Source organism: Pseudoalteromonas lipolytica (assembly GCF_001306915.1).
Classification (GTDB): Bacteria; Pseudomonadota; Gammaproteobacteria; order Enterobacterales; family Alteromonadaceae; genus Pseudoalteromonas; species Pseudoalteromonas simplex.
In genome coordinates this window covers 1-24,230 of sequence record NZ_LJTC01000005.1, presented here as the reverse complement: position 1 = coordinate 24,230, position 24,230 = coordinate 1, and the positions used below count along the sequence as shown (strand labels likewise).

The 24,230-nt window shown below is 41.7% G+C and carries 21 protein-coding genes and 1 rRNA gene; 16 read left to right on the top strand and 6 right to left on the bottom strand.

The genetic code is table 11. The annotated features are described in order from the left end of the window. Positions 1–58 precede the first annotated feature (58 nt). Entirely contained in the window at positions 59–358 is a 300-nt protein-coding gene (locus AOG27_RS21450; RefSeq protein ID WP_152967130.1) for a hypothetical protein, read from the bottom strand. A gap of 360 nt (positions 359–718) precedes the next feature. Here AOG27_RS21450 and glyA point away from each other — a divergent pair, with 360 nt between their 5' ends. The 10 genes from glyA to AOG27_RS08355 all read left to right on the top strand — a co-directional run bounded on the left by glyA (position 719) and on the right by AOG27_RS08355 (position 11,106). Then, positions 719–1,975, top strand: coding sequence for a serine hydroxymethyltransferase (gene glyA, locus AOG27_RS08400; protein ID WP_054552577.1), 1,257 nt, complete (start codon positions 719–721; stop codon positions 1,973–1,975). Positions 1,976–2,081: 106 nt separating this feature from the next. Beyond that, positions 2,082–2,531, top strand: coding sequence for a transcriptional regulator NrdR (gene nrdR / locus AOG27_RS08395; RefSeq protein ID WP_054552576.1), 450 nt, complete (start codon positions 2,082–2,084; stop codon positions 2,529–2,531). A gap of 2 nt (positions 2,532–2,533) precedes the next feature. After that, positions 2,534–3,673: a bifunctional diaminohydroxyphosphoribosylaminopyrimidine deaminase/5-amino-6-(5-phosphoribosylamino)uracil reductase RibD gene (ribD, locus tag AOG27_RS08390; RefSeq protein ID WP_054552575.1), complete on the top strand. Its 1,140-nt coding sequence runs from the start codon at positions 2,534–2,536 to the stop codon at positions 3,671–3,673. Positions 3,674–3,677: 4 nt separating this feature from the next. Beyond that, on the top strand, positions 3,678–4,331 hold the full coding sequence (locus tag AOG27_RS08385; RefSeq protein ID WP_054552574.1) for a riboflavin synthase: 654 nt from the start codon (positions 3,678–3,680) through the stop codon (positions 4,329–4,331). Positions 4,332–4,373: 42 nt separating this feature from the next. Then, the gene (gene ribBA, locus AOG27_RS08380) at positions 4,374–5,489 is read left to right on the top strand and encodes a bifunctional 3,4-dihydroxy-2-butanone-4-phosphate synthase/GTP cyclohydrolase II (RefSeq protein ID WP_054552573.1); all 1,116 of its coding nucleotides are present in this window, start codon (positions 4,374–4,376) and stop codon (positions 5,487–5,489) included. Positions 5,490–5,594: 105 nt separating this feature from the next. After that, a complete protein-coding gene (gene ribE, locus AOG27_RS08375) occupies positions 5,595–6,059 on the top strand; it encodes a 6,7-dimethyl-8-ribityllumazine synthase (protein ID WP_054552572.1) in 465 nt (154 codons plus the stop codon). 15 nt (positions 6,060–6,074) lie between these two features. Then, positions 6,075–6,485, top strand: a complete 411-nt coding sequence (gene nusB, locus AOG27_RS08370) for a transcription antitermination factor NusB (protein WP_054552571.1) — start codon at positions 6,075–6,077, stop codon at positions 6,483–6,485. A 44-nt stretch (positions 6,486–6,529) separates the two neighbouring features. Further along, positions 6,530–7,504, top strand: coding sequence for a thiamine-phosphate kinase (thiL, locus tag AOG27_RS08365; RefSeq protein WP_054552570.1), 975 nt, complete (start codon positions 6,530–6,532; stop codon positions 7,502–7,504). Continuing rightward, a complete protein-coding gene (locus AOG27_RS08360) occupies positions 7,501–7,986 on the top strand; it encodes a phosphatidylglycerophosphatase A (RefSeq protein ID WP_054552569.1) in 486 nt (161 codons plus the stop codon). Before thiL ends, AOG27_RS08360 begins: the two co-directional genes overlap by 4 nt. A gap of 33 nt (positions 7,987–8,019) precedes the next feature. Continuing rightward, entirely contained in the window at positions 8,020–11,106 is a 3,087-nt protein-coding gene (locus tag AOG27_RS08355; protein ID WP_054552876.1) for a ligand-binding sensor domain-containing diguanylate cyclase, read from the top strand. A gap of 104 nt (positions 11,107–11,210) precedes the next feature. Here AOG27_RS08355 and AOG27_RS08350 read toward each other — a convergent pair whose 3' ends face one another. The 4 genes from AOG27_RS08350 to xseB all read right to left on the bottom strand — a co-directional run bounded on the left by AOG27_RS08350 (position 11,211) and on the right by xseB (position 16,666). Continuing rightward, positions 11,211–13,295, bottom strand: coding sequence for a hypothetical protein (locus AOG27_RS08350; RefSeq protein WP_152967134.1), 2,085 nt, complete (start codon positions 13,293–13,295; stop codon positions 11,211–11,213). Between the two features lie 285 nt (positions 13,296–13,580). Further along, positions 13,581–15,443, bottom strand: coding sequence for a 1-deoxy-D-xylulose-5-phosphate synthase (gene dxs / locus AOG27_RS08345; protein ID WP_054552567.1), 1,863 nt, complete (start codon positions 15,441–15,443; stop codon positions 13,581–13,583). Positions 15,444–15,531: 88 nt separating this feature from the next. Then, complete coding sequence (ispA, locus tag AOG27_RS08340; RefSeq protein ID WP_054552566.1) at positions 15,532–16,419, bottom strand: (2E,6E)-farnesyl diphosphate synthase; 888 nt, start codon at positions 16,417–16,419, stop codon at positions 15,532–15,534. A gap of 4 nt (positions 16,420–16,423) precedes the next feature. Further along, positions 16,424–16,666: an exodeoxyribonuclease VII small subunit gene (gene xseB / locus AOG27_RS08335; protein WP_054552565.1), complete on the bottom strand. Its 243-nt coding sequence runs from the start codon at positions 16,664–16,666 to the stop codon at positions 16,424–16,426. A 272-nt stretch (positions 16,667–16,938) separates the two neighbouring features. Here xseB and pomA point away from each other — a divergent pair, with 272 nt between their 5' ends. The 4 genes from pomA to AOG27_RS08315 all read left to right on the top strand — a co-directional run bounded on the left by pomA (position 16,939) and on the right by AOG27_RS08315 (position 21,217). Further along, positions 16,939–17,706, top strand: a complete 768-nt coding sequence (pomA, locus tag AOG27_RS08330) for a flagellar motor protein PomA (RefSeq protein WP_054552564.1) — start codon at positions 16,939–16,941, stop codon at positions 17,704–17,706. Positions 17,707–17,709: 3 nt separating this feature from the next. Then, positions 17,710–18,633, top strand: a complete 924-nt coding sequence (locus AOG27_RS08325; RefSeq protein ID WP_054552563.1) for a flagellar motor protein MotB — start codon at positions 17,710–17,712, stop codon at positions 18,631–18,633. A gap of 130 nt (positions 18,634–18,763) precedes the next feature. Continuing rightward, on the top strand, positions 18,764–19,240 hold the full coding sequence (locus AOG27_RS08320) for a hypothetical protein (protein WP_054552562.1): 477 nt from the start codon (positions 18,764–18,766) through the stop codon (positions 19,238–19,240). A gap of 66 nt (positions 19,241–19,306) precedes the next feature. After that, a complete protein-coding gene (locus AOG27_RS08315) occupies positions 19,307–21,217 on the top strand; it encodes a DNA topoisomerase III (RefSeq protein ID WP_054552561.1) in 1,911 nt (636 codons plus the stop codon). 1 nt (position 21,218) lies between these two features. Here the strand turns inward: AOG27_RS08315 and AOG27_RS08310 are convergent, their stop codons facing one another. Continuing rightward, on the bottom strand, positions 21,219–22,532 hold the full coding sequence (locus tag AOG27_RS08310; RefSeq protein ID WP_054552560.1) for a M20 metallopeptidase family protein: 1,314 nt from the start codon (positions 22,530–22,532) through the stop codon (positions 21,219–21,221). Between the two features lie 83 nt (positions 22,533–22,615). Here AOG27_RS08310 and AOG27_RS08305 point away from each other — a divergent pair, with 83 nt between their 5' ends. Both AOG27_RS08305 and AOG27_RS08300 read left to right on the top strand, forming a co-directional pair. After that, complete coding sequence (locus AOG27_RS08305) at positions 22,616–23,473, top strand: tetratricopeptide repeat protein (protein ID WP_054552559.1); 858 nt, start codon at positions 22,616–22,618, stop codon at positions 23,471–23,473. A gap of 575 nt (positions 23,474–24,048) precedes the next feature. Further along, positions 24,049–24,230 (top strand): 16S ribosomal RNA (locus tag AOG27_RS08300); the annotation flags it as partial.

Here is a 24,230-nt window from a genome sequence, read left to right as displayed (position 1 = left end):
ATAAAGGTATAAAGAGCGGCTAAGCCGCTCTTTTTAATGCAGTCTTTTAATGAAGCCTTTAATGAAGTAACGAGTGACTATGTCGGTTTAAAACCCGCATGATAAGAATGACCACGGCCGAAATACACAGCAAAATACTGATCATCGAGACGAGTTCACTGTGCGTCCATTGCATCAAGGTGAAAGCCGAAATAAAAATGATAAAGGGTTTAAATTCATAGTAATAGCGACGTTTTTTTTGTTTAACACGCTGGCTTGAATGATCGGTTCTTCTGGCTTCTGAACGCATCCGCCAAATATTAGCACCTAATAAAAATAAGATTACACCGATGAGAGTTGGCACATAATTATTTGCCAATGCGATACAGCTTATGCCAAGAAAAAAATATCCGTAGGGGACTAATTCGTATATTGGTTTAGCTAACATGTACTTATACCATCCTTGATATTGACTAGTCCTATAAGCTTAGTTTGTCCCTATAAAAACGCAATTTAATCGGGCGGTTTTTCGTTGAAATAACATTTTAAATATCTATGAAATATTTTAAATCTATAAATATTTATTATGTATCAATAAAAAAATATCATTATTAAAACACTGTGAAATAAATTCAATCCCTGTTTAAATATGTTCATCTTTACAAGATAGGCAAAAGTGCGTTTTAAGCGTACAATACAGCCTTTAAAAAACACCATACACGTTGCCTTAGGAGACCCCATGTTAGAACGTAGCATGAATATTTCGGATTTCGATCCAGAGTTATTTGCAGCCATCACTAAAGAGACGGCTCGTCAAGAAGAGCATATCGAACTGATCGCGTCTGAAAACTATTGTAGCCCACGCGTACTTGAAGCGCAGGGTTCTCAGCTTACCAACAAATACGCTGAAGGTTACCCAGGCAAACGTTACTATGGCGGTTGTGAGCATGTTGATGTTGTTGAGCAATTAGCAATTGACCGTGCAAACGAATTATTCGGCACAGATTACGCTAACGTTCAACCGCATGCGGGCTCACAAGCAAACGCAGCTGTTTTCCAAGCACTTCTTCAGCCGCACGATACAGTACTAGGTATGAGCTTAGCTCATGGTGGTCACTTAACTCACGGTTCACACGTTAACTTTTCTGGTAAAACGTACAATGCAATTCAATACGGCCTAAACGACGAAACAGGTGAAATTGATTATGCTCAAGTTGAAGCGCTTGCATTAGAGCACAAGCCAAAAATGATCATCGCTGGTTTCTCTGCATACTCAGGCGTTGTTGACTGGGCTAAATTCCGTGAAATCGCTGATAAAGTTGGCGCATACTTATTCGTAGATATGGCTCACGTTGCTGGTCTTATCGCAGCGGGTGTATACCCAAGTCCAATCCCTCACGCACACGTTGTTACAACAACAACTCACAAAACATTAGCGGGTCCTCGTGGCGGTCTAATCGTTTCTGCATGTGGTGATGAAGAGATCTACAAAAAGCTAAACAGCGCCGTTTTCCCTGGCGGTCAAGGTGGTCCTTTATGCCACATCATCGCTGCTAAAGCGGTTGCTTTCAAAGAAGCTTTACAACCAGAATTCAAAGCGTACCAAGCACAAGTTGTTAAGAACGCTCAAGCTATGGTTGAAGTACTGCAAGAGCGTGGCTACAAAGTTGTTTCTGGTAAAACAGACAACCACTTATTCCTTCTAGACCTAATCGATAAAGATATCACAGGTAAAGATGCTGACGCTGCTCTAGGTAACGCTAACATCACTGTAAATAAAAACTCAGTACCAAACGACCCACGTTCACCGTTCGTAACGTCTGGTCTTCGTATTGGTTCTCCGGCTATTACTCGCCGTGGTTTCAAAGAAGCTGAGTCAAAAGAGCTTGCTGGCTGGATCTGTGACGTACTAGACAACATCAACGATGAGTCAGTACAAGCAGAAGTAAAAGAGAAAGTTAAAGCTATCTGTAAAAAATTACCAGTTTACGCTTAATTACTGGTTAAACCGTAATTAAGATAACAATAGCGTTGTTTTTTGCTATCATAAAGGCCGCTTACTAAGCGGCCTTTTTGTTTTTTATAAACGGAACTAGAACCCTATGCATTGCCCTTTTTGCACCGCAAAAGATACTAAAGTAATTGATTCTCGACTTGTTGGCGGTGGTCACCAAGTGAGACGTCGACGTGAATGTAACGAATGCCATGAGCGCTTTACCACCTTTGAAGGCGCTGAACTTGTGATGCCAAGAGTCATCAAGCAAGACGGTAGCCGCGAACCATTTAACGAAGACAAGTTACTGAATGGCTTGCATCGCGCTTTAGAGAAACGCCCAGTGAGCACTGAGCAGGTCGACGAAGTCGTTAACATCATTAAATCTCAACTTCGTGCTACCGGTGAGCGTGAAATCTCTAGCCATTTAATTGGCGAATGCATCATGGAGTCGCTGAAAAAACTCGACAAAGTAGCCTATGTGCGCTTTGCATCGGTTTATCGTTCATTTGAAGACATTCGCGAGTTTGGAGAAGAAATCGCTCGTTTAGGTGATTAATCATGTCGTTTACAGAACTTGATACTGTTTACATGGCGCGTGCCATTGAGCTTGCTAAACACGGCCGTTTTACTACCACGCCAAACCCGAATGTTGGCTGTGTACTGGTTAAAGATGACGAAATAGTCGGCGAAGGGTTTCATCAAATCGCAGGGCAGGGCCATGCTGAAGTGAATGCGTTGGCTGTAGCTGGCGATAAAGCAAAGGGCGCCACTGCCTATGTCACTTTAGAGCCTTGTAGTCATTATGGACGCACTCCACCTTGTGCCGAAGGTTTAAAAGCTGCGGGTGTAAGCAAGGTGATTGCTGCTATGGTTGACCCAAACCCTGCGGTAAGTGGTCGCGGCCTGCAGATATTAGCTGACGCTGGTATTAGTGTGGCATCTGGCTTACTTGAGCAACAAGCGCGCGATTTAAACAAAGGCTTTTTAAAGCGTATGGAAACAGGGTTGCCATATGTAACCTGTAAAATGGCGTGTAGTTTAGATGGTAAAACTGCGCTAAATAACGGTCAAAGTAAATGGATAACAGGCCCTAAAGCGCGCCAAGATGTGCAAGCATTTCGTGCGCAAAGCTGCGCTATCTTAACCGGTGCGGACACCGTTATTACTGATAATGCAAAACTTAATGTCCGTGTTGATGAGTTGCCATTTACCATGCCAACCTCGTTGCCTTTGCGCCAACCAACCCGAATCATTATTGACTCACAAAACAGGTTAACGCCTGAGCTTGCGTTATTCAGCATCGAGAGCCCGGTAATAATTTTTACCACTTCGCTTGATAATCACACCAAGTGGCCTCACTTTGTTAAACACGAAGTGGTGCCAGCAGTTAACAATAAAGTTGATTTATCGGCGGTTTTAAAGCGTCTTGCTGAACTACAATTTAATCATATTTGGCTCGAAGCGGGGGCAACCCTTGCTGGGGTGTTTGCCGAGCAAGATTTAATTGACGAATATATTGTTTATATTGCCCCTAAGTTAGTAGGTGATATGGGCAAAAGCTTACTAAACTTTGCAGAAGTCACCATGATGAGTGATATCACTGAACTGACCTTTACTGACACAGTGATGATTGGCGACGATATTCGCTTAACAGCGACAAAAGCAAAGCAAGCCTCAAAAATTGAAAATAAAGAGTAGCACTATGTTTACTGGAATTATTGAAGCAACAGGTAAAATTGTTGAACTAACACAAAAGCAAGGCGATCTAGCTATTCGTATTCAAAGCGCTAATTTGGATATGGAAGACGTCAAGCTCGGTGACAGTATTGCCACCAATGGTGTGTGTTTAACGGTTGTCGCTAAACATAGCGATGGTTTTAGTGCTGACTTATCAAACGAAACAATTAGCTTAACTGGGTTTGCACATTATAAAAAAGGGCAAACAGTTAACCTCGAAAAAGCTATGCAACCGGTTTCTCGCCTAGGTGGGCACTTAGTGTCAGGCCATGTTGATGGTATTGCGACTGTCGAAAGTATTAGTCCTAATGCTCGTGCAACTGAGTATTGGTTAAGTACTGACAATGATTTAATGAAGTACATTCCGTACAAAGGCTCGGTGTGTATTGATGGCATTAGCCTAACCGTCAACGAGGTTGAGCAAAATCGCTTTAAGCTAACGATTGTTCCACATACTGCTGAGCAAACAACGATTGCAGAATTTCAGGTGGGTACTCAGGTGAACTTAGAAGTTGACCAGATTGCTCGCTATTTAGAGCGCCTAATTAAAGGGGCTGAACAACCTTCCCGTTCAGACATATCAATGAGCTTGCTCGCACAAGCTGGCTTTATTAAGTAAGCAAAGATACGTCACTATTAATCATACTCTCATGGGCACATTATGAATTTACACAGCGCGCAAGAAATTATCGATGACATTAAAGCCGGTAAAATGGTTATTTTAATGGACGATGAAGACCGAGAAAATGAAGGCGATTTAATTATCGCGGCAGAACATATCAATGCTGATGCCATCAACTTTATGGCAACACACGGCCGTGGTTTAATTTGTTTAACAATGACACAAGAGCGTTGTCAGCAGTTAGAATTACCACTGATGGTTAAAAATAACGGTGCAGCTTTTTCAACTAACTTCACTATGTCGATTGAAGCGGCGAAAGGCGTAACTACAGGTATTTCAGCAGCCGACCGCGCACGTACCGTACAAGCCGCAATCGCTAAAGGTGCCGTACCGAGCGATATCGTACAGCCAGGGCATATTTTCCCAATTATGGCGCAGCCTGGTGGCGTGTTAACACGTGCTGGTCATACTGAAGCGGGTTGTGATTTAGCACGTTTAGCAGGTCTTGAGCCTTCATCTGTGATTGTTGAAATTCTAAATGCAGATGGCACTATGGCCCGTCGCCCAGATCTTGAAGTATTTGCTAAAGAGCATGACTTAAAGATTGGCACTATTGCAGATTTAATCGAATACCGAAACCTAAACGAAACCACCATTGAGCGTGTTGCTAAATGTAAACTACCAACGGATCATGGTGAGTTTGATTTAGTGACCTACAAAGACACCATTGATGGTCAGCTTCACTATGTTTTACAAAACGGTGAAGTATCGAAAGATGAGCCAACGTTAGTACGAGTTCACTTACAAAGCACCTTTAACGATATTCTATTATCAGATAGAAGTGCTGATCGTAGCTGGGGCTTATCAGATGCTATGGCTTATATCGCTGAGCATAACGGCGTGCTGGTTATTTTAGGTAAACAAGAATCAACTGAAGATTTAGAAGCAACCGTTAAAGCCTTTGCCGCTGAAGATGCGGGCGAAAATGTCAGTCATCGTAAATTCCAAGGTACCTCGCGTACTGTGGGTGTTGGTTCGCAAATTTTGGCTGATTTAGGTATTGAAAAGATGCGCTTAATGAGCCGTCCTAAGAAGTACCACGCGCTATCTGGTTTCCACTTAGAAGTGGTTGACTATGTTGAGCCTCGCTCTTAATTTGGGAAAATAGATTTACTAGGCTACTTTTATATTTTTGTGGTATTATGCGCCGTAATTTTTGCGCAATCGCAACCGCTTAAACTTATTTTTTAGGGTTATTAAATGAAAATTATTGAAGGTAACAAATACGCACCGGGCAAAAAATTTGCCATTGTCATTTCTCGCTTTAATGACTTTATTGGTAGCAGCCTATTAGCAGGTGCTGTTGATGAGCTTAAGCGCACAGGTGGTGTTTCTGAAGACGACATTACTGTTGTTTACGTACCAGGTGCCGTTGAATTACCTTTAGCAGCGAAACGCGTTGCAGCAAAGAAAAAACACGATGCAATCATCGCTCTAGGTGTCGTGATCAGAGGTGGTACGCCACACTTTGATTTAGTCGCTGGCGAATCAAACAAAGGTCTTGCACAAGTATCTCTTGAGTACGATATCCCGGTTGCATTTGGCGTATTAACCACTGAAAGCATTGAGCAAGCAATTGAGCGCGCAGGTACCAAAATGGGTAATAAAGGCGGCGAAGCTGCTTTAGGTGCGCTTGAAATGGTTAATGTGTTAGACAAAATTTAAGTTTAAGGAATCTCTGTGAAACCAGCAGCAAGACGTAAAGCACGTATCTTAGCACTTCAAGCCGTATACTCTTGGCAGTTAAGCGGCAACCCAATTGCTGATATTGAACAGCAAATGTTAATTGAAAATGATGTGACTAAGATCGACGTCGAATATTTCAAAGACCTAGCACGCGGTGTTGTTGTTAACTGTAAGCAATTAGATGAAATCGTTGCACCACATTTAGCACGCCCAGCTGATGAGTTAGACATGGTCGAAAAAGCAATTTTACGTCTGTCTGGCTATGAGCTGAAATTCCGTGAAGACGTACCTTACAAAGTGGCAATCAATGAAGGCATTGAGTTGGCTAAGATGTTTGGTGCTGAAGACAGCCATAAATTTGTCAACGGTGTACTTGATAAAGCAGTGAAAGAACTGCGTAAGTAAGTAACCCCGTAAAGGAGAGCCGGCTTGGGCCGGCTTTTTTGTGTATGAAGGAATTTGAATTAATCAATCGTTACTTTAAGGGCCGTGGCATTATTCGCCGTGATGTGAACCTAGGTATTGGTGACGATTGTGCCTTAGTAACTGTGCCTGAAAACTGTCAATTGGCGGTAACAACAGATACTTTAGTTGCGGGCGTACACTTTTTTGATGACATCTCTGCGCGTGCTCTTGGGCATCGAGCTTTAGCTGTTAACTTAAGTGATCTTGCGGCAATGGGCGCTGAACCTACGTGGATTTCGGTAGGCCTAACTTTGCCTGAAGCAAATATAGAGTGGCTTGAAGAGTTCACTGAAGGCATGCATGAAATTGCAGAGTACTTCAATGTGCAAATCATTGGTGGTGATACCACTCAAGGTCCTTTAACTATTACGATTTGTGCTAAAGGCATCGTGCCTGAAGGCAAAGCACTGCGCCGTAGCGGTGCTAAAGTGGGCGATTGGATTTATGTAACAGGTCCATTAGGAGATGCTGGTGTAGCCATTGAAGCCCGTAAACAAGGCCTCGATATCGCCCCTGAACACTTAAGCTATTTAAATAATCGTTTTGATTATCCGACGCCACGTGTAGCAGCGGGGCAAGTTTTGCGAGGCGCAGCCTCTTCAGCAATTGATATCTCCGATGGCTTATTAGCTGATTTAGGCCATATTTTAGCGCTATCGCAAGTTAGTGCGGTGATCAATGTTGATAAAGTGCCTGTTTCTGATGCATTAAATTCGTCGATTCCACGTGCTGAGCAATTTGACTATATCTTAAATTACGGTGACGACTATGAGTTGCTGTTTACTGTGCCAGAAAGCAATAAAAGCATGGTTGATATGAAACTGCGCCAATATGGTGTAGAAGCAAGCTGTGTAGGTCAAATTAAAAGTGGCGAAGGTGAGATTGAGCTATTGCTTGACGGCGAAAAGTTTAACTACCAAGGAAAAGGCTTTCAGCACTTTACAAAGGAGCCGGTTTGAGCAGTAACCGTTTATTCAATTTAAAACGCCCACACCAATTTTTTGGTCTGGGTTTTGGCTTAGGCCTTGCCCCTAAAGCGCCAGGCACCTTTGGTACCTTTGCTGCCTTGCCATTTATTTTCACCACAATGTATTTTCCGCTTTGGTTACAGATTGTGTTTGCTGTCGTGATCAGCGTGTTTGGTATTTGGGCATGTGGTAAAACAGCAGATGACTTAGGTGTGCATGATCATCCAGCCATTGTTTGGGATGAAGTTGCTGGTTATTATATCACCATGATTGGTGCTGCACTGAGTTGGCAGTCACTGTTGGTTGGTTTTTTATTGTTCCGCTTTTTTGATATCGCTAAACCAGGTCCTATCAGAATTTTAGATAGACGTTTACACGGGGGCTTGGGCATCATGGCTGATGATATTTTAGCAGGTGTTTTTTCATTAATTTGTGTTCAAGCCTTGTTTAAAGCAGGCTATTTGCCTTTTTAAACGATGAGTTAAGTGTTACTTGGTGGCAAGTATATGATGCGATTTCTAGTTGTCTGTTTGTTGATGCTTTGCAGCATGCCTGCGTTTGCATCTATTACTGACTATGTCGTCAAACAGTGGAACATCCAAAATGGCTTGCCATCGCAATCATTAAAAAGTATTGCTCAAGATGAGCAAGGCTATATGTGGCTGGGTACTCAGTTTGGCTTAAGCCGCTTTGATGGTAATACGTTCACTAACTTTAATACGCAAAACAGCGACTTCCTGCCAAGTAATGGTATCAATAAATTACTAGTCGATAGCACAGGGTTACTTTGGGTTGGTACCAAGAATGGTTTAGTAACACTTGATCCTAAAACCATGATGTCGCAAACCTTTAACGTTAAAGGTCCGGTGCGCGATATTCTCGAAGATTCCAAAGGCAGTATTTGGATTGCAGCGAATGGCCTTTATTATGTTGCTCGAAATCAAGTCACACTCAATCAAAACTCCGCGTTAATTGTACCGGTCTCGAATGCCACTGCTATTACGCAAATTGTGGGTTCGGTGAGTCAAATGGCATTGTCGCCAGAAGGCATTTGGCTGGTTAATGAGCGTCACTTATTGCGTTTAACTAATACCTCTTCTGATTTTGCGAAATTACGATTAGAGCTGACTGCCAAGGTTTCACTACCTGAACGATTAGCGCAAACCATTATTCATGACATGGCGTGGCTTGAAGGTAACTTGTATCTTGCCTCAGAGCTTGGTGCCTACTTTCTTGATTTAGATGACGAGCTGCGTCCATTCCCACTGCCAAATGCCAGTAACTCTGCCGTTTATAAGTTTATGAGCGACTCCGATGGCGCGCTATGGATTTCGACTTACGGCCGACTGTTATTTCGTGATAACTCAGGAGATTGGCAATGGGTTGAACCTAGCCAGCTCGATCAAAGCATTTGGTTTGCCGATATTTTCCGTGACAATCAAAATAACATTTGGCTGGCAAGCTTCAGTGAAGGCTTATGGCTTGCTCACGAAGGGCGTATTGAACGTCACTCAGCTATCTCAAATATGACCGAAGCGGTGATGGCGATTAGCCAAGCACCTGATGGCAAATTATGGGTGGCTAACCGTAGCGGTGTTGGCTACTTCGACTACAACAAGAATTTTGTAAATCAAATTCCGAGTAATCAGTTTGGTCGAGCAGCAGTGCACGACTTACAATTTGATGGTGATCGTTTGTACATCGCAACAGGCCGCGGTGTGTTTTATTACGAAAACCAAAACCTGTATACGGTGCCTGGGCGAGCGCTGCGCGATAACCCAGTATTTGCAATTAGCCGTTCTAGCAAAGGTGGATTTTGGCTCGGTACTGGCCGCGGTATGTACCGCTTAAGTTATGGTGGTTTAACACCTTTTGCATACAATGCCTTCTTAAGCAGCAAATTTATTACTTATGTTCATGATGAGCAAAATTTTGGCTTAATAGGTACCAGTAAAGGAGCTTATTACTTTACCGACCGCGGGATTGAAAAAATTGGCGACCAAACTAGTTTAGAAAGTGCTTACGTCACCAGTATTTTGAATATCGAAGGAGTGGGAATATTAATTGGTTCACTTAACGATGGCTTATTTTATCGCAGTACCAAAGGGCAGTGGCGTCAGTTAGATGCCACCGATGGTCTACCGTATGGCTCTATTTTCAGTCTAGTTTACGACAAGCAATTAAAACGTATTTGGGTCAGTACTATGAAAGGCGTATACCGTATGCCTGTAGAGCAGTTTGGTACTGATATCGAAAGTTTAAAAGTAGAACAAGTGATCTCATCGTTTGACCGTCAACTTGATGGTAAAGCCAGTCAATGTTGTGCTGGCCTTGGCCATGATGCTGTAGCAGACACAGGCAACTCTATTTGGTACCCAAGTCTGCAAGGTGTGGTAGAAATACCAAAGAGCGTTGAGCTGTTTGGTGTACAAGCACTTAAGCCTCGCATTGAAAGCTTGATCACGCCGCTTCGTCATTTAAGTACCGCAACTTTAGGTAATAAGCCTGAGCTACAAATTGATGAACGCGATGTAACGTTAAAATATACCGCGATTGATTATTATGCCCCTTCAAGTATCGAGTTCCGTTACCGTTTAAGTGGCTTAGACAGTGACTGGCGGTATGCCAATACTCGTCGTGAGGCAATCTATACCAACTTACCGCCGGGGTCGTTTTTGTTCCAACTTGAAGCAAAGCGTCGTGGTGAAGATTGGCAAAAAGCACGTCGTACCGAGTACAGCTTTGTAGTGCCGCGTCGTTTTGATGAGACTATTTATTTTAGACTCTTGATCACCAGCAGCTTTATTTTACTGTTCTACCTCGTGTTTTGGGTATTTAGAGCTCAAGAGAAACGTAAGCAATTAGCCCTTGAAAGCTTAGTAACAGAACGTACCGTAGAGCTTCGAGAAGCTAACGATAAGCTTAACCAAGTGAACTCACAGCTTAAGCTAGTTAGTCACTCAGATGAGCTTACAGGCTTACGTAGCCGTCGCTTCTTGTTTGATCAGCTCCCTAAAGATATCGAACACTTCCAGCGTAACTCACAGTCATTGCAAGCGCAGGGTAAGTCGCTAGTGCTATTAATAATAAACTTTGATAACTTCAGCCGCATTAATGATGCGTATGGCCCACTTGCAGGCGATAGCTGTTTACAGCAAATGGCGACTTTGTTGAATAGCCGTACTCAAGGTTCTGACTATGTTGCGCGTTGGAGTGGTGACGAGTTTTTACTCTTACTACGTGATTTCAAACGCACAGCAATAGACAATTATGTGGCCGATTTATGTGAAGCAATTGCAGCAAACCCATTTAGATTACCGAATGGGCAGTCGACCACTATCACTGCGTCGATTGGTTGGTCTTTTTATCCGTTACCTTTACTGGGTGGCCAAGTTATTGGTTGGGAAACCTCAGTTAACCTTGCCGATATCGCACTGCATCAAGTTAAAAAGCGCGGTGGCGATGGTGTAGCAAACATTACCTTTGATGAGCAATTAGATGCCTTTGAGTTCGAGCAAAGCAACAATGTTGATCAGCAACTCAGCGCACTGCAAGCCAATGGTTTAGCCGATATTAAAATTTGGATGCGTTAATACTCTCTAAACTAAGTGAGCAGGTATAAAAAATGCCTTACCTAGGGCTAGATAAGGCATTGGAGGCCAACAGAGGCGTTCGTTACCTAAACACCTTTTGATGGTTAGTGTTTAAGCCAAGCTGGTAAAACAGCCACAGACTCTGGGGCGGTAAAGGAGTAGCTCACCGTTGCTGCAATGTCACCGCTAGGGCTATTTAAAATATTATCAAAGCGCATAACTAGGCCATTTGATTTTTCGGCAACATATAAATCATTACCCGTATACATAATATCGACAGGGTTACCTAATTGGCTTGCAGGACCTGCGATATTTACACTTACATTGGTTAAACCACTGGCCATAGCGGCACTATTAATCACATAAATTTTCCCGTCGGTGGCATCGGCTGCAGAGCCAACATCAGAAACTATTAGTGAGTCACTTAATGGGTCGTAATCAATACCATGAATATTGGTTGGTGCAGCAAATGCAGTGCCGCCCGATGCAGGGGTAATTAAACGATCTTCACCTGTAATGGTTGTCATACCTGACATCCACTTGCTTTTCACTTCATCAAAAACAGCAATTGTGCCATTGGTAAGTGCAACAAATGCCCTGTCAGTTGATGGATCATAGTCTACATCCCAAGGGCGTGCACTAGCACTGGGTGTTAGGGTCATTAATGGGCTTACATCACCTGTTGCGCAGCTAGAGAAAATGAGAACACCAGGCGTTGTTGCATTAAATTCAGCAACAAAAATCATGCCTGTATCTGAAGCTATATCAATACCTTTTGGTGAGATAATACCAGTACTTGCTCCCATGATTGTTCTATCTTGGTTGGTTGCGTAACTTTCGCCGTTACGCTGTGTTGCAACCTTGTTTGAAATAACGATACCACCCATCGATGTAACTGCATCATCAAATGTTGCGTAGCTAGTGCCAGACTTATCAAAAGCCACACTTTCAATTGTTTGATTTGCATTATACGTTGCCAGTTCGGCTGTTAAAGGTGCGTTTAAACGACTAATTTGACCTGTTGTTGGACCTACTGTTCCTGGGTTACTACTTACAGCTACACCGAGCAGGGGCATGTTAACCATAATACTATCAGAGCTATCTTGCATATTATTATGCATAACGGTTTCTGTTATTGATTCAGGTTTTGTTGTTGGCGTGATGAGATCTGGTGATACATCACCACTTTCGCCTGCAAATATATTACTAAATACTAAAACTGCATCATTTGATTTTTCAGCCACACGCAAGTCGCTGCCAGTAAGACTTATATCCACAGGGTTACCGAGCATAGACATTGGACCTGCTATATGACGGTCAACCGCTACCATACCATCTGCTTGAGCAGCATTTGAAATGACAAAGAGTGCACCATCTGTTGAATCAGATGCACTACCTACATCAGACAGCACAAGCTTGTTACTAGTCATATCTAAAGCAATACCATGAATATTGACTGAAATTTTTGTACCAGTTTCATCACTTGGTGTAATGGTTCGAGTTGGTGTTGCAGTAAAACCACCCATTACATAATTGTCGTAAACAGCAACATCACCATTAGTTAGTGCGACGTAAAGACGATCATTATTTTCATCGTACGTAAGATCCCATGGTGTTGCATCAGTTACCGTTGTTGCTAATGGTGCTACATCGCCTGCAGCTTCTTTACCAAATACAGTTACTTGCATTGCATTAAAATCAGCAATAAAAACAAGACCATATTTATTAGAGATATGTATGCCTTTCGGATTTACAAGTGTGGTGTTTGTGCCAGTTAATGTACGATCAATATTATTGGTGTACATGCCATCTGCACGGTTTAACACTTGGCATACGGTACTTAGTGCTCCATTTCCAGAATCAGCAGCTTGCACTAAATTACCTAAGCTATCGAAAACAACACCTTCATTAGCACCAGTATTAAATGTTGTGAGTTTAGCGGCATTTTGATCAATGAGGTTGATAGTGCCCGCATTATCAGAGCCATTGTTCGCTAATATAAATGTTGCTGATGCAAAGCCAGGAGCGCCATCGTTGCCATTCATACCATCAGCGCCATTTTGGCCATCGACACCATTAGTACCGTCTTGCCCTGCTGCACCTTGAGCTCCCATAGCACCATCTTTACCATCATCTCCATCACACCCTGTAATACCCAGCATCACAGCAAGAGCAATGGCAGAAAACATGACCTTAGATAGTTTTGAATTAGCGAGTTGTTGATCTTTAATAGCTTTACTTTTAATCGTATTCATTTATCTATACCTTTTAAATATTCCATCAAATGTGAACAAACAACCTGTATTGTTTAACGACAAAATACGTGCTCACGAGTTAACCTCAATGAATAAACGGCTAGCTAAAGATATTGGATGCAAGAAAATAGAAAATAGGTAAGTTATTTTTTATGTGTATGGTTTTAAATAATAAAAAAGGAGCCATGAGGCTCCTTTTTAATGAATTGCGTATAGTTTTTAAGCCATGAACTCTTTAATGCGAGTTAAGATGCCATTGGCATCTAGGCCCATCTCAGCGTGCATTTCATCTTGTGTGCCATGCTTAATGAACTCATCTGGAATACCTAAATTTAAGATAGTCACATCGGCTTTGATTGCAGCCAAATATTCATTCACAGCAGAACCCGCACCGCCTGCAATAGCATTGTCTTCTAAAGTAACAATGACATCATGGCTGCTAAGTAACTCATTAATAGTTTCAGTATCAAGAGGTTTGATAAAGCGCATATCAATCACTGTTGCATTTAGCTCATCTGCGGCTACTTTGGCGCTCTCTAACAGCGTACCAAACGACAAGATGGCCACTTTACTACCTTGTTTGATACTACGCGCTTTACCGATTTCAATCGCACTCATTGTTGATCCAACATCACAATTGCCGGCACTACCACGTGGGTAACGAACAGCGACAGGTTGATTGCATTGGTAGCCAGTGTAAAGCATTTGGCGGCACTCGTTAGTGTCGCTTGGCGCCATAATAATCATATTAGGAATACAGCGCATAAAACTTAAGTCATAGGCGCCTTGGTGAGTTTCACCATCAGCACCAACAATACCTGCACGGTCAATAGCGAATAAAACAGGTAAGTTTTGTAATGCTACATCGTGGATAAGTTGATCGTAAGCGCGTTGTAAAAAGCTTGAATAAATAGCAACAACAGGCTTCAACCCTTCACAAGCAAGGCCTGCTGCAAGCGTTACAGCATGTTGTTCAGCAATCGCCACATCAAAGTATTGCGCAGGATACTCTTTTGAAAAACGCACCATGCCTGAACCTTCACGCATCGCAGGGGTAATTGCCATTAGCTTGTCGTCTTGGGCTGCCATATCGCATAACCAGTCACCAAACACATTTGAGAATGTGGCAGCACCCGGTTTTGATTTTGGTAATTTCGACATGCTCGGATCAAATTTTGGTACGCCGTGGTAGCCAATTGGATCCGCTTCAGCAGGCTTATAACCTTTACCTTTTTGCGTTTTAATATGTAGTAACTGTGGGCCTTTAAGGTTACGCATATTACGTAAGGTATCAACCAACATATTTACATCATGACCATCAATTGGGCCGATGTAATTTAGGCCTAACTCTTCAAAGAACGTACCCGGAATGACCATACCTTTTAGGTGCTCTTCCATGCGGCTAGCAAGTTCTTTCACAGGCGGTAAACCAGAAAGGAGCTTTTTACTGCCTTCACGAATATTGGTGTAGAAGCTGCCAGATAAAATTCGGGCAAAGTGGTTATTGAGTGCACCTACGTTTTCTGAAATCGACATTTCATTATCGTTTAAGATAATTAACACGTTAGGATTAACATCACCCATGTGATTCATTGCTTCAAATGCCATACCAGCCGTGATCGCACCATCGCCAATAACAGCAACGGTTTTACGATCTTTACCTTCTTTTTCTGCAGCAATGGCCATACCTAAGGCTGCTGAAATTGAGGTGCTCGAATGACCAACACTGAAAGTATCGTATGGGCTTTCTTCACGGAATGGGAATGGGTGCAAACCGTCTTTTTGACGAATTGTATGCATTTGGTCACGACGACCCGTTAAGATTTTATGCGGGTATGCTTGATGACCCACATCCCAAACTAAACGATCTTCAGGAGTGTTATAAACATAATGCAGTGCAACTGTTAACTCAACAGTGCCTAAACCTGATGCTAGATGACCACTACTTTGCGAAACTGAGTTAAGTAGGTATTCGCGTAACTCTTTACTAAACGCAGGTAACTTGTCTTGCGCTAAATCACGCAGTTGTGCTGGTTCGTCAACCAAACTTAATAATGGATACTTGCTACTATCAAGTGTCATGATTTTTTATACATCCTTCGCTAACCAGAGTGCATTATAGCCGATTGCCGCTCCGATTTTTTAGTTATTTTGTCTTTCTTTTTAGGTATTAATAATTGCGTTCAACAATATAGCTTGCAAGACTCGCCAATTCGCTGGTGTCGTAATCAATAGCCTCAAGAGCTTGATGGGCTTGAGCCAGCAAATCTTGTGCTTTTTGCTTTGCGCCTGCCATCCCTAATAAAGCAGGGTAGGTTGCTTTGTTTGCAGCAACATCGGAACCCTGTGGCTTACCTAATGTTTCAGTATCAGCTTCTACATCAAGGATATCGTCTTGTACCTGAAAAGCCAGTCCAATTGCTTGGCCAAACATGTTTAATTGCGCGAGTGTATGTTCATCACAGCTTTTTGCACTCAATGCACCGAGTGTAATTGCACAATTAAGCAAGGCACCCGTTTTTAGCTGATGAATGCGCTCTAGCTGAGCAACTGTAATTTCTTTATCGGTCGCTTCAATATCCAGTGCTTGCCCACCTACCATACCTTCAATACCTGAGGCTTTGCTTAATGAGGCAATCATTTTTACTTGCTGGCTCGCAGAAACAGCAAATTGATGATTGGCAATTAAATCAAATGCCAGTGTTTGTAAGGCATCACCTGCGAGTATGGCTTGTGCTTCGCCATAGACAATATGACAGGTAGGGCGGCCACGTCTTAAGTCATCATCATCCATTGCTGGTAAGTCATCATGAACTAAAGAATAGCTATGAATACACTCAATAGCGGCGGCAAGAATATCAAGATCGGCCTTGTCCGCGCCCATCATCCGGCCCGTTGCATATACAAGGTAAGGACGTAAGCGTTTACCACCATTTAGAACACCGTAGTGGGTGGCTTCTTTGATGTTTTTTTCGGTATTAAGTGGCTGTTCAAAATAGCGATTTAAATGTGCTTCAACGTCTTCACGAGCGCGTTGTAATTGTTCTTTTAATTGCACTTAATTAGTCCAAGTTTGAATCAAAATTGCTAAGAGGCGCTTGGCTATCGTTACCCATTAAAATGGCAACTTTTTGTTCGGCTTGTTGTAACTTACCAGACGAAGCGTTTGCTAGCGCAATGCCGCGTTCAAATTGTTTTAGTGATTGTTCCAGTGACAATTCACCTTGCTCCATTTGTGCAACAATTTGAGATAATTCATCCAGTGCTTCTTCAAAGCTTAAGTTTTCTGGTTTCTTTGTTGCCATTGTGGCCTCGATAGCTGTTAGAAAGTGAGGCCAATTTTAGGGGGAATGCTAAACTAGGTCAAAGAATGATGTGTTTTTTTACGCATAATTCATTTTTAGTATGCTATTTTTACGATTTTAAATACAGCTTAAACTTGTAGCTTAAAAATCTTACATTAAAATAAAATTAATTCATTTAATGATTTAAGTATTTCAACTGCTTGCCGATAAGCAGTTAATAATAAAAATTTGATACTTGAGTGTATCGTGTAATTGTTCCTCTGGAGGGGTATGTGGATTTAGCAACCATAATAGGTATTCTTGGTGCCATAGGCTTAATTGCTATGTCGATGGTGTTAAGTAGTGATGGCCAAGTTGCAATGTTTTACAACACGCCTTCGGTGGTCATTGTATTTGGTGGTTCGATTTTTATTGTATTATCAAATTTCACCATGGGGCAATTTTTGGGCATAGGTAAAGTGGCAGCAAAAGCTTTTATGTTCAAAATCGAATCTCCGGAAGAATTAATTGAAAAAGCAGTAGAATTAGCTGATTCTGCACGTAAAGGTGGCTTCTTAGCATTAGAAGAAGCTGAAATCCCCAACGGTTTTATGCGTAAAGGGGTCGATATGTTAGTGGATGGTCATGATGCTGATGTCGTTCGCGCCACGCTGCAAAAAGATATTTCTCTTACTGCTAACCGTCATGAACTCGGTGCTGGTTTATTCAAATCACTTGCCGATATTGCTCCTGCAATGGGTATGATCGGTACGCTAATCGGTCTGGTTGCTATGTTATCAAACATGGATGACCCAAAGGCAATCGGCCCAGCAATGGCAGTTGCCCTTTTAACAACTCTCTATGGTGCTTTCTTAGCAAACGTTGTCGCTATTCCAATTCAGGTAAAATTAGAACTGCGTAAAGACGAAGAAGCCCTCAATCAACGCTTAATTCTTGACGCGGTGCTAGGTATTCAAGACGGTCAGAACCCGAAAGTAATTGAAGGTATTTTGAAAAACTACTTAGCCGAATCAAAACGTAAAGTTGATACCGAGGAGTAGAGCATGTCAGATGAAGAGTGCAAATGTCCTCCACCAGGCTTGCCTGCATGGATGGGTACCTTCGCGGATTTAATGTCATTATTAATGTGCTTCTTTGTACTCTTGCTTGCTTTCTCTGAAATGGACGTGCTGAAGTTTAAGCAAATTGCCGGCTCCATGAAGTTTGCTTTTGGTGTACAAAATAAAATTGAAGTAAAAGATATTCCAAAAGGAACCTCTGTTATTGCCATGGAGTTTACTCCAGGCAAACCTGAGCCAACACCTATTGAAACGATTCAGCAACAAACCGTTGAGATGACACAACAAATGCTTGAGTTTCAGGCTGGCGACGAAAGCTCCGCCGGTGGTCGACAAGAACAGCGCGGTAATAAACGTGGTGGTGAATCGCAAAGTACGGCTCAGCAACAAGCTTTAGAACAGTCAATTTCTGCGGCTGATCAAGAACAAACAAATGAACTTGTGAAGAAAATTGCTCAGCAACTAGAACAGCAAATTATGGATGGTGCGATTGAGCTCGAGTCATTAGGCCAGCAAATTATTATTCGCATTCGTGAGAATGGTTCATTCCCATCGGGTAGTGCTTTTTTACAGCCAAAATTTAAACCTATTATTCGTGATATTGCTACGCTGTTAAAAGATGTGCCGGGTGAAATAACCGTGTCAGGTCACACTGATGACTTCCAAGTATCGAATGAGCTTTATACTAATAATTGGGATTTATCATCAAAACGTGCGGTGGCAGTTGCCAGTGAAATGGAAAAAGCGCCAGGGTTTGATAAGTCCCGTATGATGGTAGTCGGCCACGCAGAAACGAGGCCTCTAGTACCGAATGTAACCGACGAAGATCGCAAGCGAAATCGCCGTGTTGAAATCTCTATTATGCAAGGTAAAGCACACGAATCTGAACCTATTGATGTAAGGCAGTAAATCAATTAAAGTTAAGCCTCATTAACAAATGTAATAGAGAATAAAAATGAAAAAAGTTGATAAATATAGCTACATGCCTGGTAATGGTAGTGGCGACGATGATGGTAAAACAGATTAAGGTTAGTTAATTTTGCCTGATTGGTTTGTATATACCATCTCAATTTTGAATAATAGCTGGGTGTTCATTCTGAGCCCTGCTATTTGCGTTTTCTACCTCCGCAAAGATTGGCAGGCATTCCACTTTACCGTAATAACTGCATGTTTCTTTTTATACGGTACCTTAATTCATAGCGGCTTACGTGAATTTGATGACATTTATATTTGGCGCTATGTCGTTTGGGCTTTTAATGATATTGCTTGGATGGCAATCATTGCTTACTTAGGTATTAAAGATAAAGTCTACTTATGGCAAAGTGTTTTAGGGCAGTTGGTTGTGATAATGGCGCCTATTTTGCAACTGTTCCGTTTAGTTGACCGCCACCTTTGGGATTTGTCTTACAGCACTTACATGTATAAGACCCTGCTACCGCTAATCAATATTGGTACTGTGGTCGTATGTTACCTACCACTTATCTATCTTTTTACTCGACGAAGCCAGCAAGCTTAAGGCGTTTCTTCGTTAAAAATCCTGTGCTAGACTACTGTTTATAAAAACAGTATTTAGTGTTGCGTTATGAAACTTTACATTGCCGAAAAACCATCCTTGGCACGAGCCATTGCAGATGCTCTACCAAAACCACAAAAAAAACATGATGGTTATATAGAGCTTGGTAATGGAGATTGTGTCTCTTGGTGTATTGGTCATTTACTTGAGCAAGCAGAGCCCGATGATTACGATGCAAGTTTTAAAAAATGGCGATTTGAGCATTTACCTATCGTGCCAGAACAATGGCAATTAAAACCTAAAGCAAAAACACGCAAACAACTTACTGTACTAAAAAAGCTCATTAAGCAGGCAAGTACAATAATTCATGCCGGCGACCCTGATAGGGAAGGCCAGCTATTGGTTGATGAAGTGATCGAACAGGTTAAACTTAGCCAAGCCAAAAAACAGCAAATTCAACGACTCTTGATCAGCGACTTAAACTTAAGTGCAGTTAAAAAAGCGCTGAATAATTTGAAATCGAACCGCGATTTTATTCCTTTGAGTGTGTCTGCCTTAGCTCGATCACGTGCCGATTGGTTATTTGGCATGAATTTAACTCGAGCCTATACGCTTGCTGGGCAAAAAGCTGGATTTGGCAATGTGCTATCTGTTGGGCGTGTTCAAACGCCTATTTTAGGTTTAGTCGTTAATCGTGATAATGAAATCGCTAATTTTGTAGCAAAACCTTTTTACGAAGTTTTAGCTCACCTTGAAACTCAGCAGCAGCAAACATTTGCTGCAAAGTGGCAACCAAGTAAAGCATGTGAACCTTATCAAGATGAAGAAGGGCGAGTATTGCATAGGGGGCTTGCTGAAAATGTTGTGTCACGTATAACTAATCAACCAGCTAAAGTGGTTGAGCTTGAGCAAAAGCAAAAAAAACAACAGGCACCGCTACCTTATAATTTATCCGCTTTACAGATTGATGCGGCAAAGGCGTTTTCAATGCCTGCACAAAAAGTGCTAGATACCTGCCAAAACTTGTATGAGCGTCATAAGTTAATTACGTACCCTCGTTCAGATAATCGCTATTTACCAAAAGATCATCATAAAGATGCCGCGAGTATTATTGCCGCCATCGCTAATAATGAAGGTCAAGCAATTGAAGCTTGTAAGCAAGCTGATAGCAGTAAGCGGAGTAAATGTTTTAATGACAGCAAAGTGGCAGCTCACCACGCTATTGTTCCTACCGAAAAACAACTTCGCTCAGCGTCCTTAAATAGTGATGAACAAAAAATCTATCGCTTGATCTGTCGTCATTATTTAATCCAATTTTATCCAGACTATGTATTTAACGAAACCAAAATAACGGTTGAAATTGCGGGTGGGCTTTTTAAAGCAGCAGCTAAGCAAGATGTTAGCTTAGGCTTTAAAATATTAATGGGCAAAACAGAGTTAAAAGATGAGCAAACCTTACCACCACTTGAAAAAGGTCAACAGCTGCATTGCAATCAAGGTGAAGTAGTAGACAAAATGACGACACCGCCAGCGCATTTTACTGATGCGACCTTATTAAGTGCCATGACAGGCATCAGTCGGTATGTGAAAGACCCAGAAATTAAAAAGATCCTTAAGGAAACAGATGGTCTTGGTACTGAAGCTACGCGAGCCGGTATTCTTGAGCTTTTATTTAAACGCCATTTTTTAGAACGTCAGGGTAAAAACATTCTGGCTACCGCAACAGGTAAAGCACTCATAAGTACATTACCAGAACAGCTTGCTAGCCCTGACTTAACAGCTAAGTGGGAAGCATCGTTAGGTAATATCGCTGAACAGCATATGAGTTATCAGCAATTTTTAACACCATTGTTGGAAGAGTTACATGCTTTAGTTGAGCAAGCCAAGCAATGCGATAGCCAAGTCTTTGCCCAGTTACCAAAAACGCCGCAAAAGCGACGTTTTAAAAGGAAGGCTAAGCCCAGAGCTAAGTCAGCCTAAACTACTTTTTGTTGAATAGGGCAACCGCGGCGTTACTCATTGCTGTAATTCCAGTAGGAAGTGCTTTTTTGTAATCAGGTGCAAACTTACTTGAGTGTAAAGAAGGTAATGTTGCGCCAGATTGCATTGCTGAGTCATATTGACTCGGTTCAACACCGCCTAACCAAAACAAAGTAATCGGCACATTTTGTTCTGTACGGCCATAAAGGCCAAAGTCTTCACCGGCCATTACAGCTTCAGTTTCAAGTACATTGTCTTCACCAATAGCGTTAGCAATTGCTGAACGCACTACATTGGTTTGTGCAGGATTGTTATAAGTTGAAGGAATTGACTCATCTTCATGCACATAGACTTCTGGTGCTAAGCTTTCGTCAAGCCCAGCACTTAATGCGATGCCTTTAGTAATTCGTTTAATTGCCGCGATTTGTTGTAAACGAACTTCAGGGTTATAGCTACGCAATGTAAGTTGTAGTTTTACTTCATCTGAAATGACATTGTGTTTAGAGCCTCCATGAATTGAGCCAACGGTGATCACTGACGGCTCGAGTGGTGACAATTCGCGACTAGTAATAGTTTGCAGTGCCAATACAATACGTGAAGCAATCACAACTGGGTCTATTGTTGTGTGTGGGTAGGCACCATGACCGCCTTTGCCCTTTACTATAATATCAACAGAGTCAACACTTGCCATTGTATATTCAGTTTTCATGCTAACTTTACCAGCAGGAACACTTGCACTTACATGCAAACCAATAACATGATCTGGAGTAGGGTACTTAGTGAAAAGCCCTTCTTTAAGCATTGCTTTTGCACCACCGCCAACTTCCTCTGCAGGTTGTGCGACCATCATTAACGTACCTTGCCACTGATCTTTATGTGTCATTAACTGTTGTGCTGTGCCAATAAATGAACTCATGTGAATATCATGACCACAACCATGCATTACGCCAACGGTTGCACCAGCATCATTTGTTACAGTCACTTTAGAAGCGTAAGGTTTTCCAGTTTGCTCAACAATTGGTAGTCCATCAGTATCAGTGCGGATCATTACTGTAGGGCCATCACCGTTTTCATAAATACCAACAACGCCATAACCACCTACATTATCTGTAACAGTAAAGCCCAGTTGTTTTAATTGCTTTGCAAGCTTTTGGCCCGTTTCTTTTTCATGGTAAGACAGCTCAGGAGATTGATGTAAGTCTAAATAGAGCTTTTCAATTTCAGGCATAGTCTTCTGAAGGTTTAAATCGAGCGTTGTTGCTTGTGCGAATGGACTAAGAAGTAATAAAGCTGCAGAAATAGCAGATAATTTCATAATGACCTCGACCCGTGGGGCTTGTAATTGTTATGTTTGCCACTATATAAAAACCTAAATACTTATATAGTGCAATCAATCAAATGAATAATATGATAAACCTTACCCCACAAAATTTGCAGCAAGCATTGGGTGAAACGTCAGCTGAAAAGCTAGTGCTACTTACTTTTTACTCTGCGCAAAACCCAGAATGCCATCAGCAAGCTGTAATTTTAGAGAAAATAGCAAATGAGTATGGTGAGCATTTATTAGTAGCGACATTAGATTGCGATGTTGAGCAAGCTCTTGCAGGGCAACTTGCGCAGCAAATTGGTTTACAAGCATTACCAACGCTTGTGATGTTAAAAGATTCAGCACCTGTCGATATGTTACCGGGTGCTCAAACAGAACAGCAAATTCGTGATGCGCTAGCTAAACATTTACCAGCTCAACATGAGTTATTATTAGAGCAAGCTAAGCAAGCGTTAATTAATCAAGATCTAAATAATGCCTTTAACTATGCAAAGCAGGCTTATGAGCTTGATCCAAATCACACACGTGTAAAGTTAGTTTTAGCTGATATCTGTATTCAAATTCATAAATTAGAAGATGCACAAGCATTATTAGATTCGGTTGCAGAAAACGAACGTGATGCGTATTTCACAAATATTCAAGCAAAATGTGAGCAAGCATTAGCTGCAACAGATTCGCCAGAGATAAAAGTACTGCAGGATAAAGTTGAAAAATACCCAAATGATTTAGAGATAAAAGTAGAACTAAGTAATGCTCTTAATAGCGCGGGTCGTAAAGAAGAAGCACTAGAGATGTTATTTAATGTACTAAAAAAAGATCTTAACTACGCAGATGCAAAACCAACCTATCTAGAAATTATCGCTTCTTTACCTGATGGCGATGCCTTGGCATCTAAGTATCGTCGTAAGTTATATAGTATCTTGTACTAATTAAGAGTTGATTGATAAAAGCGCCACTAAGATTGTGGCTCTTTTTTTTATTTAAAAACTTGCGTATTACCTAATTTCGATAATACTTAAGATCCTCTCGAGAAAAGTTGGCTGTATTTTGTACAGTAAACTGTGTTTTTTACTGCCTTTAGCTTGTTTTTTGCGCGAAAGGTAAGTTTTTAGTAGTTTTCTACAAAAAGTGCTTGCGTTAATTCTTTGCATCCCTATAATGCGCATCCACTGACACGGCGGGCAGCAATGAAAAGCGCTGAACAAAGTGACAGAGAGTTAAGTAAAACTTCGGTTTAAAACGGTCTAAAAAGAAAGTTTAAAATTAAGTGTTGACTCGAAAAATTAAGGATGTATTATACGCATCCCTAGCGACAACGTCGCAACGTTCTTTAACAATATAAAGCAATCATCTGTGTGGGCACTCGTACAGATTGAGTTCTAACAGCGAAGCTTGGTTTACTAAGTGGAGCAAACAAATTTAGAGTCTCAAATGTAACTGAGTGACTATATAGTCAATTTATACAGAATTCATTGAGCACGAAACTTCGGTTTCAAAAAACTTTTAATTGAAGAGTTTGATCATGGCTCAGATTGAACGCTGGCGGCAGGCCTAACACATGCAAGTCGAGCGGTAACAGAGAGTAGCTTGCTACTCTGCTGACGAGCGGCGGACGGGTGAGTAATGCTTGGGAATATGCCTTATGGTGGGGGACAACAGTTGGAAACGACTGCTAATACCGCATGA

Coding starts and splice junctions, on each gene's coding strand:
- glyA (WP_054552577.1), top strand. CDS start 719: ATGTTAGAACGTAGCATGAATATTTCGGATTTCGATCCAGAGTTATTT.
- ribBA (WP_054552573.1), top strand. CDS start 4,374: ATGAATTTACACAGCGCGCAAGAAATTATCGATGACATTAAAGCCGGT.
- dxs (WP_054552567.1), bottom strand. CDS start 15,443: ATGACACTTGATAGTAGCAAGTATCCATTATTAAGTTTGGTTGACGAA.
- AOG27_RS08315 (WP_054552561.1), top strand. CDS start 19,307: ATGAAACTTTACATTGCCGAAAAACCATCCTTGGCACGAGCCATTGCA.
- xseB (WP_054552565.1), bottom strand. CDS start 16,666: ATGGCAACAAAGAAACCAGAAAACTTAAGCTTTGAAGAAGCACTGGAT.
- AOG27_RS08385 (WP_054552574.1), top strand. CDS start 3,678: ATGTTTACTGGAATTATTGAAGCAACAGGTAAAATTGTTGAACTAACA.
- AOG27_RS08310 (WP_054552560.1), bottom strand. CDS start 22,532: ATGAAATTATCTGCTATTTCTGCAGCTTTATTACTTCTTAGTCCATTC.
- AOG27_RS08305 (WP_054552559.1), top strand. CDS start 22,616: ATGAATAATATGATAAACCTTACCCCACAAAATTTGCAGCAAGCATTG.
- ribE (WP_054552572.1), top strand. CDS start 5,595: ATGAAAATTATTGAAGGTAACAAATACGCACCGGGCAAAAAATTTGCC.
- nrdR (WP_054552576.1), top strand. CDS start 2,082: ATGCATTGCCCTTTTTGCACCGCAAAAGATACTAAAGTAATTGATTCT.
- thiL (WP_054552570.1), top strand. CDS start 6,530: ATGAAGGAATTTGAATTAATCAATCGTTACTTTAAGGGCCGTGGCATT.
- AOG27_RS08350 (WP_152967134.1), bottom strand. CDS start 13,295: ATGTTTTCTGCCATTGCTCTTGCTGTGATGCTGGGTATTACAGGGTGT.
- AOG27_RS08355 (WP_054552876.1), top strand. CDS start 8,020: ATGATGCGATTTCTAGTTGTCTGTTTGTTGATGCTTTGCAGCATGCCT.
- AOG27_RS08325 (WP_054552563.1), top strand. CDS start 17,710: ATGTCAGATGAAGAGTGCAAATGTCCTCCACCAGGCTTGCCTGCATGG.
- ribD (WP_054552575.1), top strand. CDS start 2,534: ATGTCGTTTACAGAACTTGATACTGTTTACATGGCGCGTGCCATTGAG.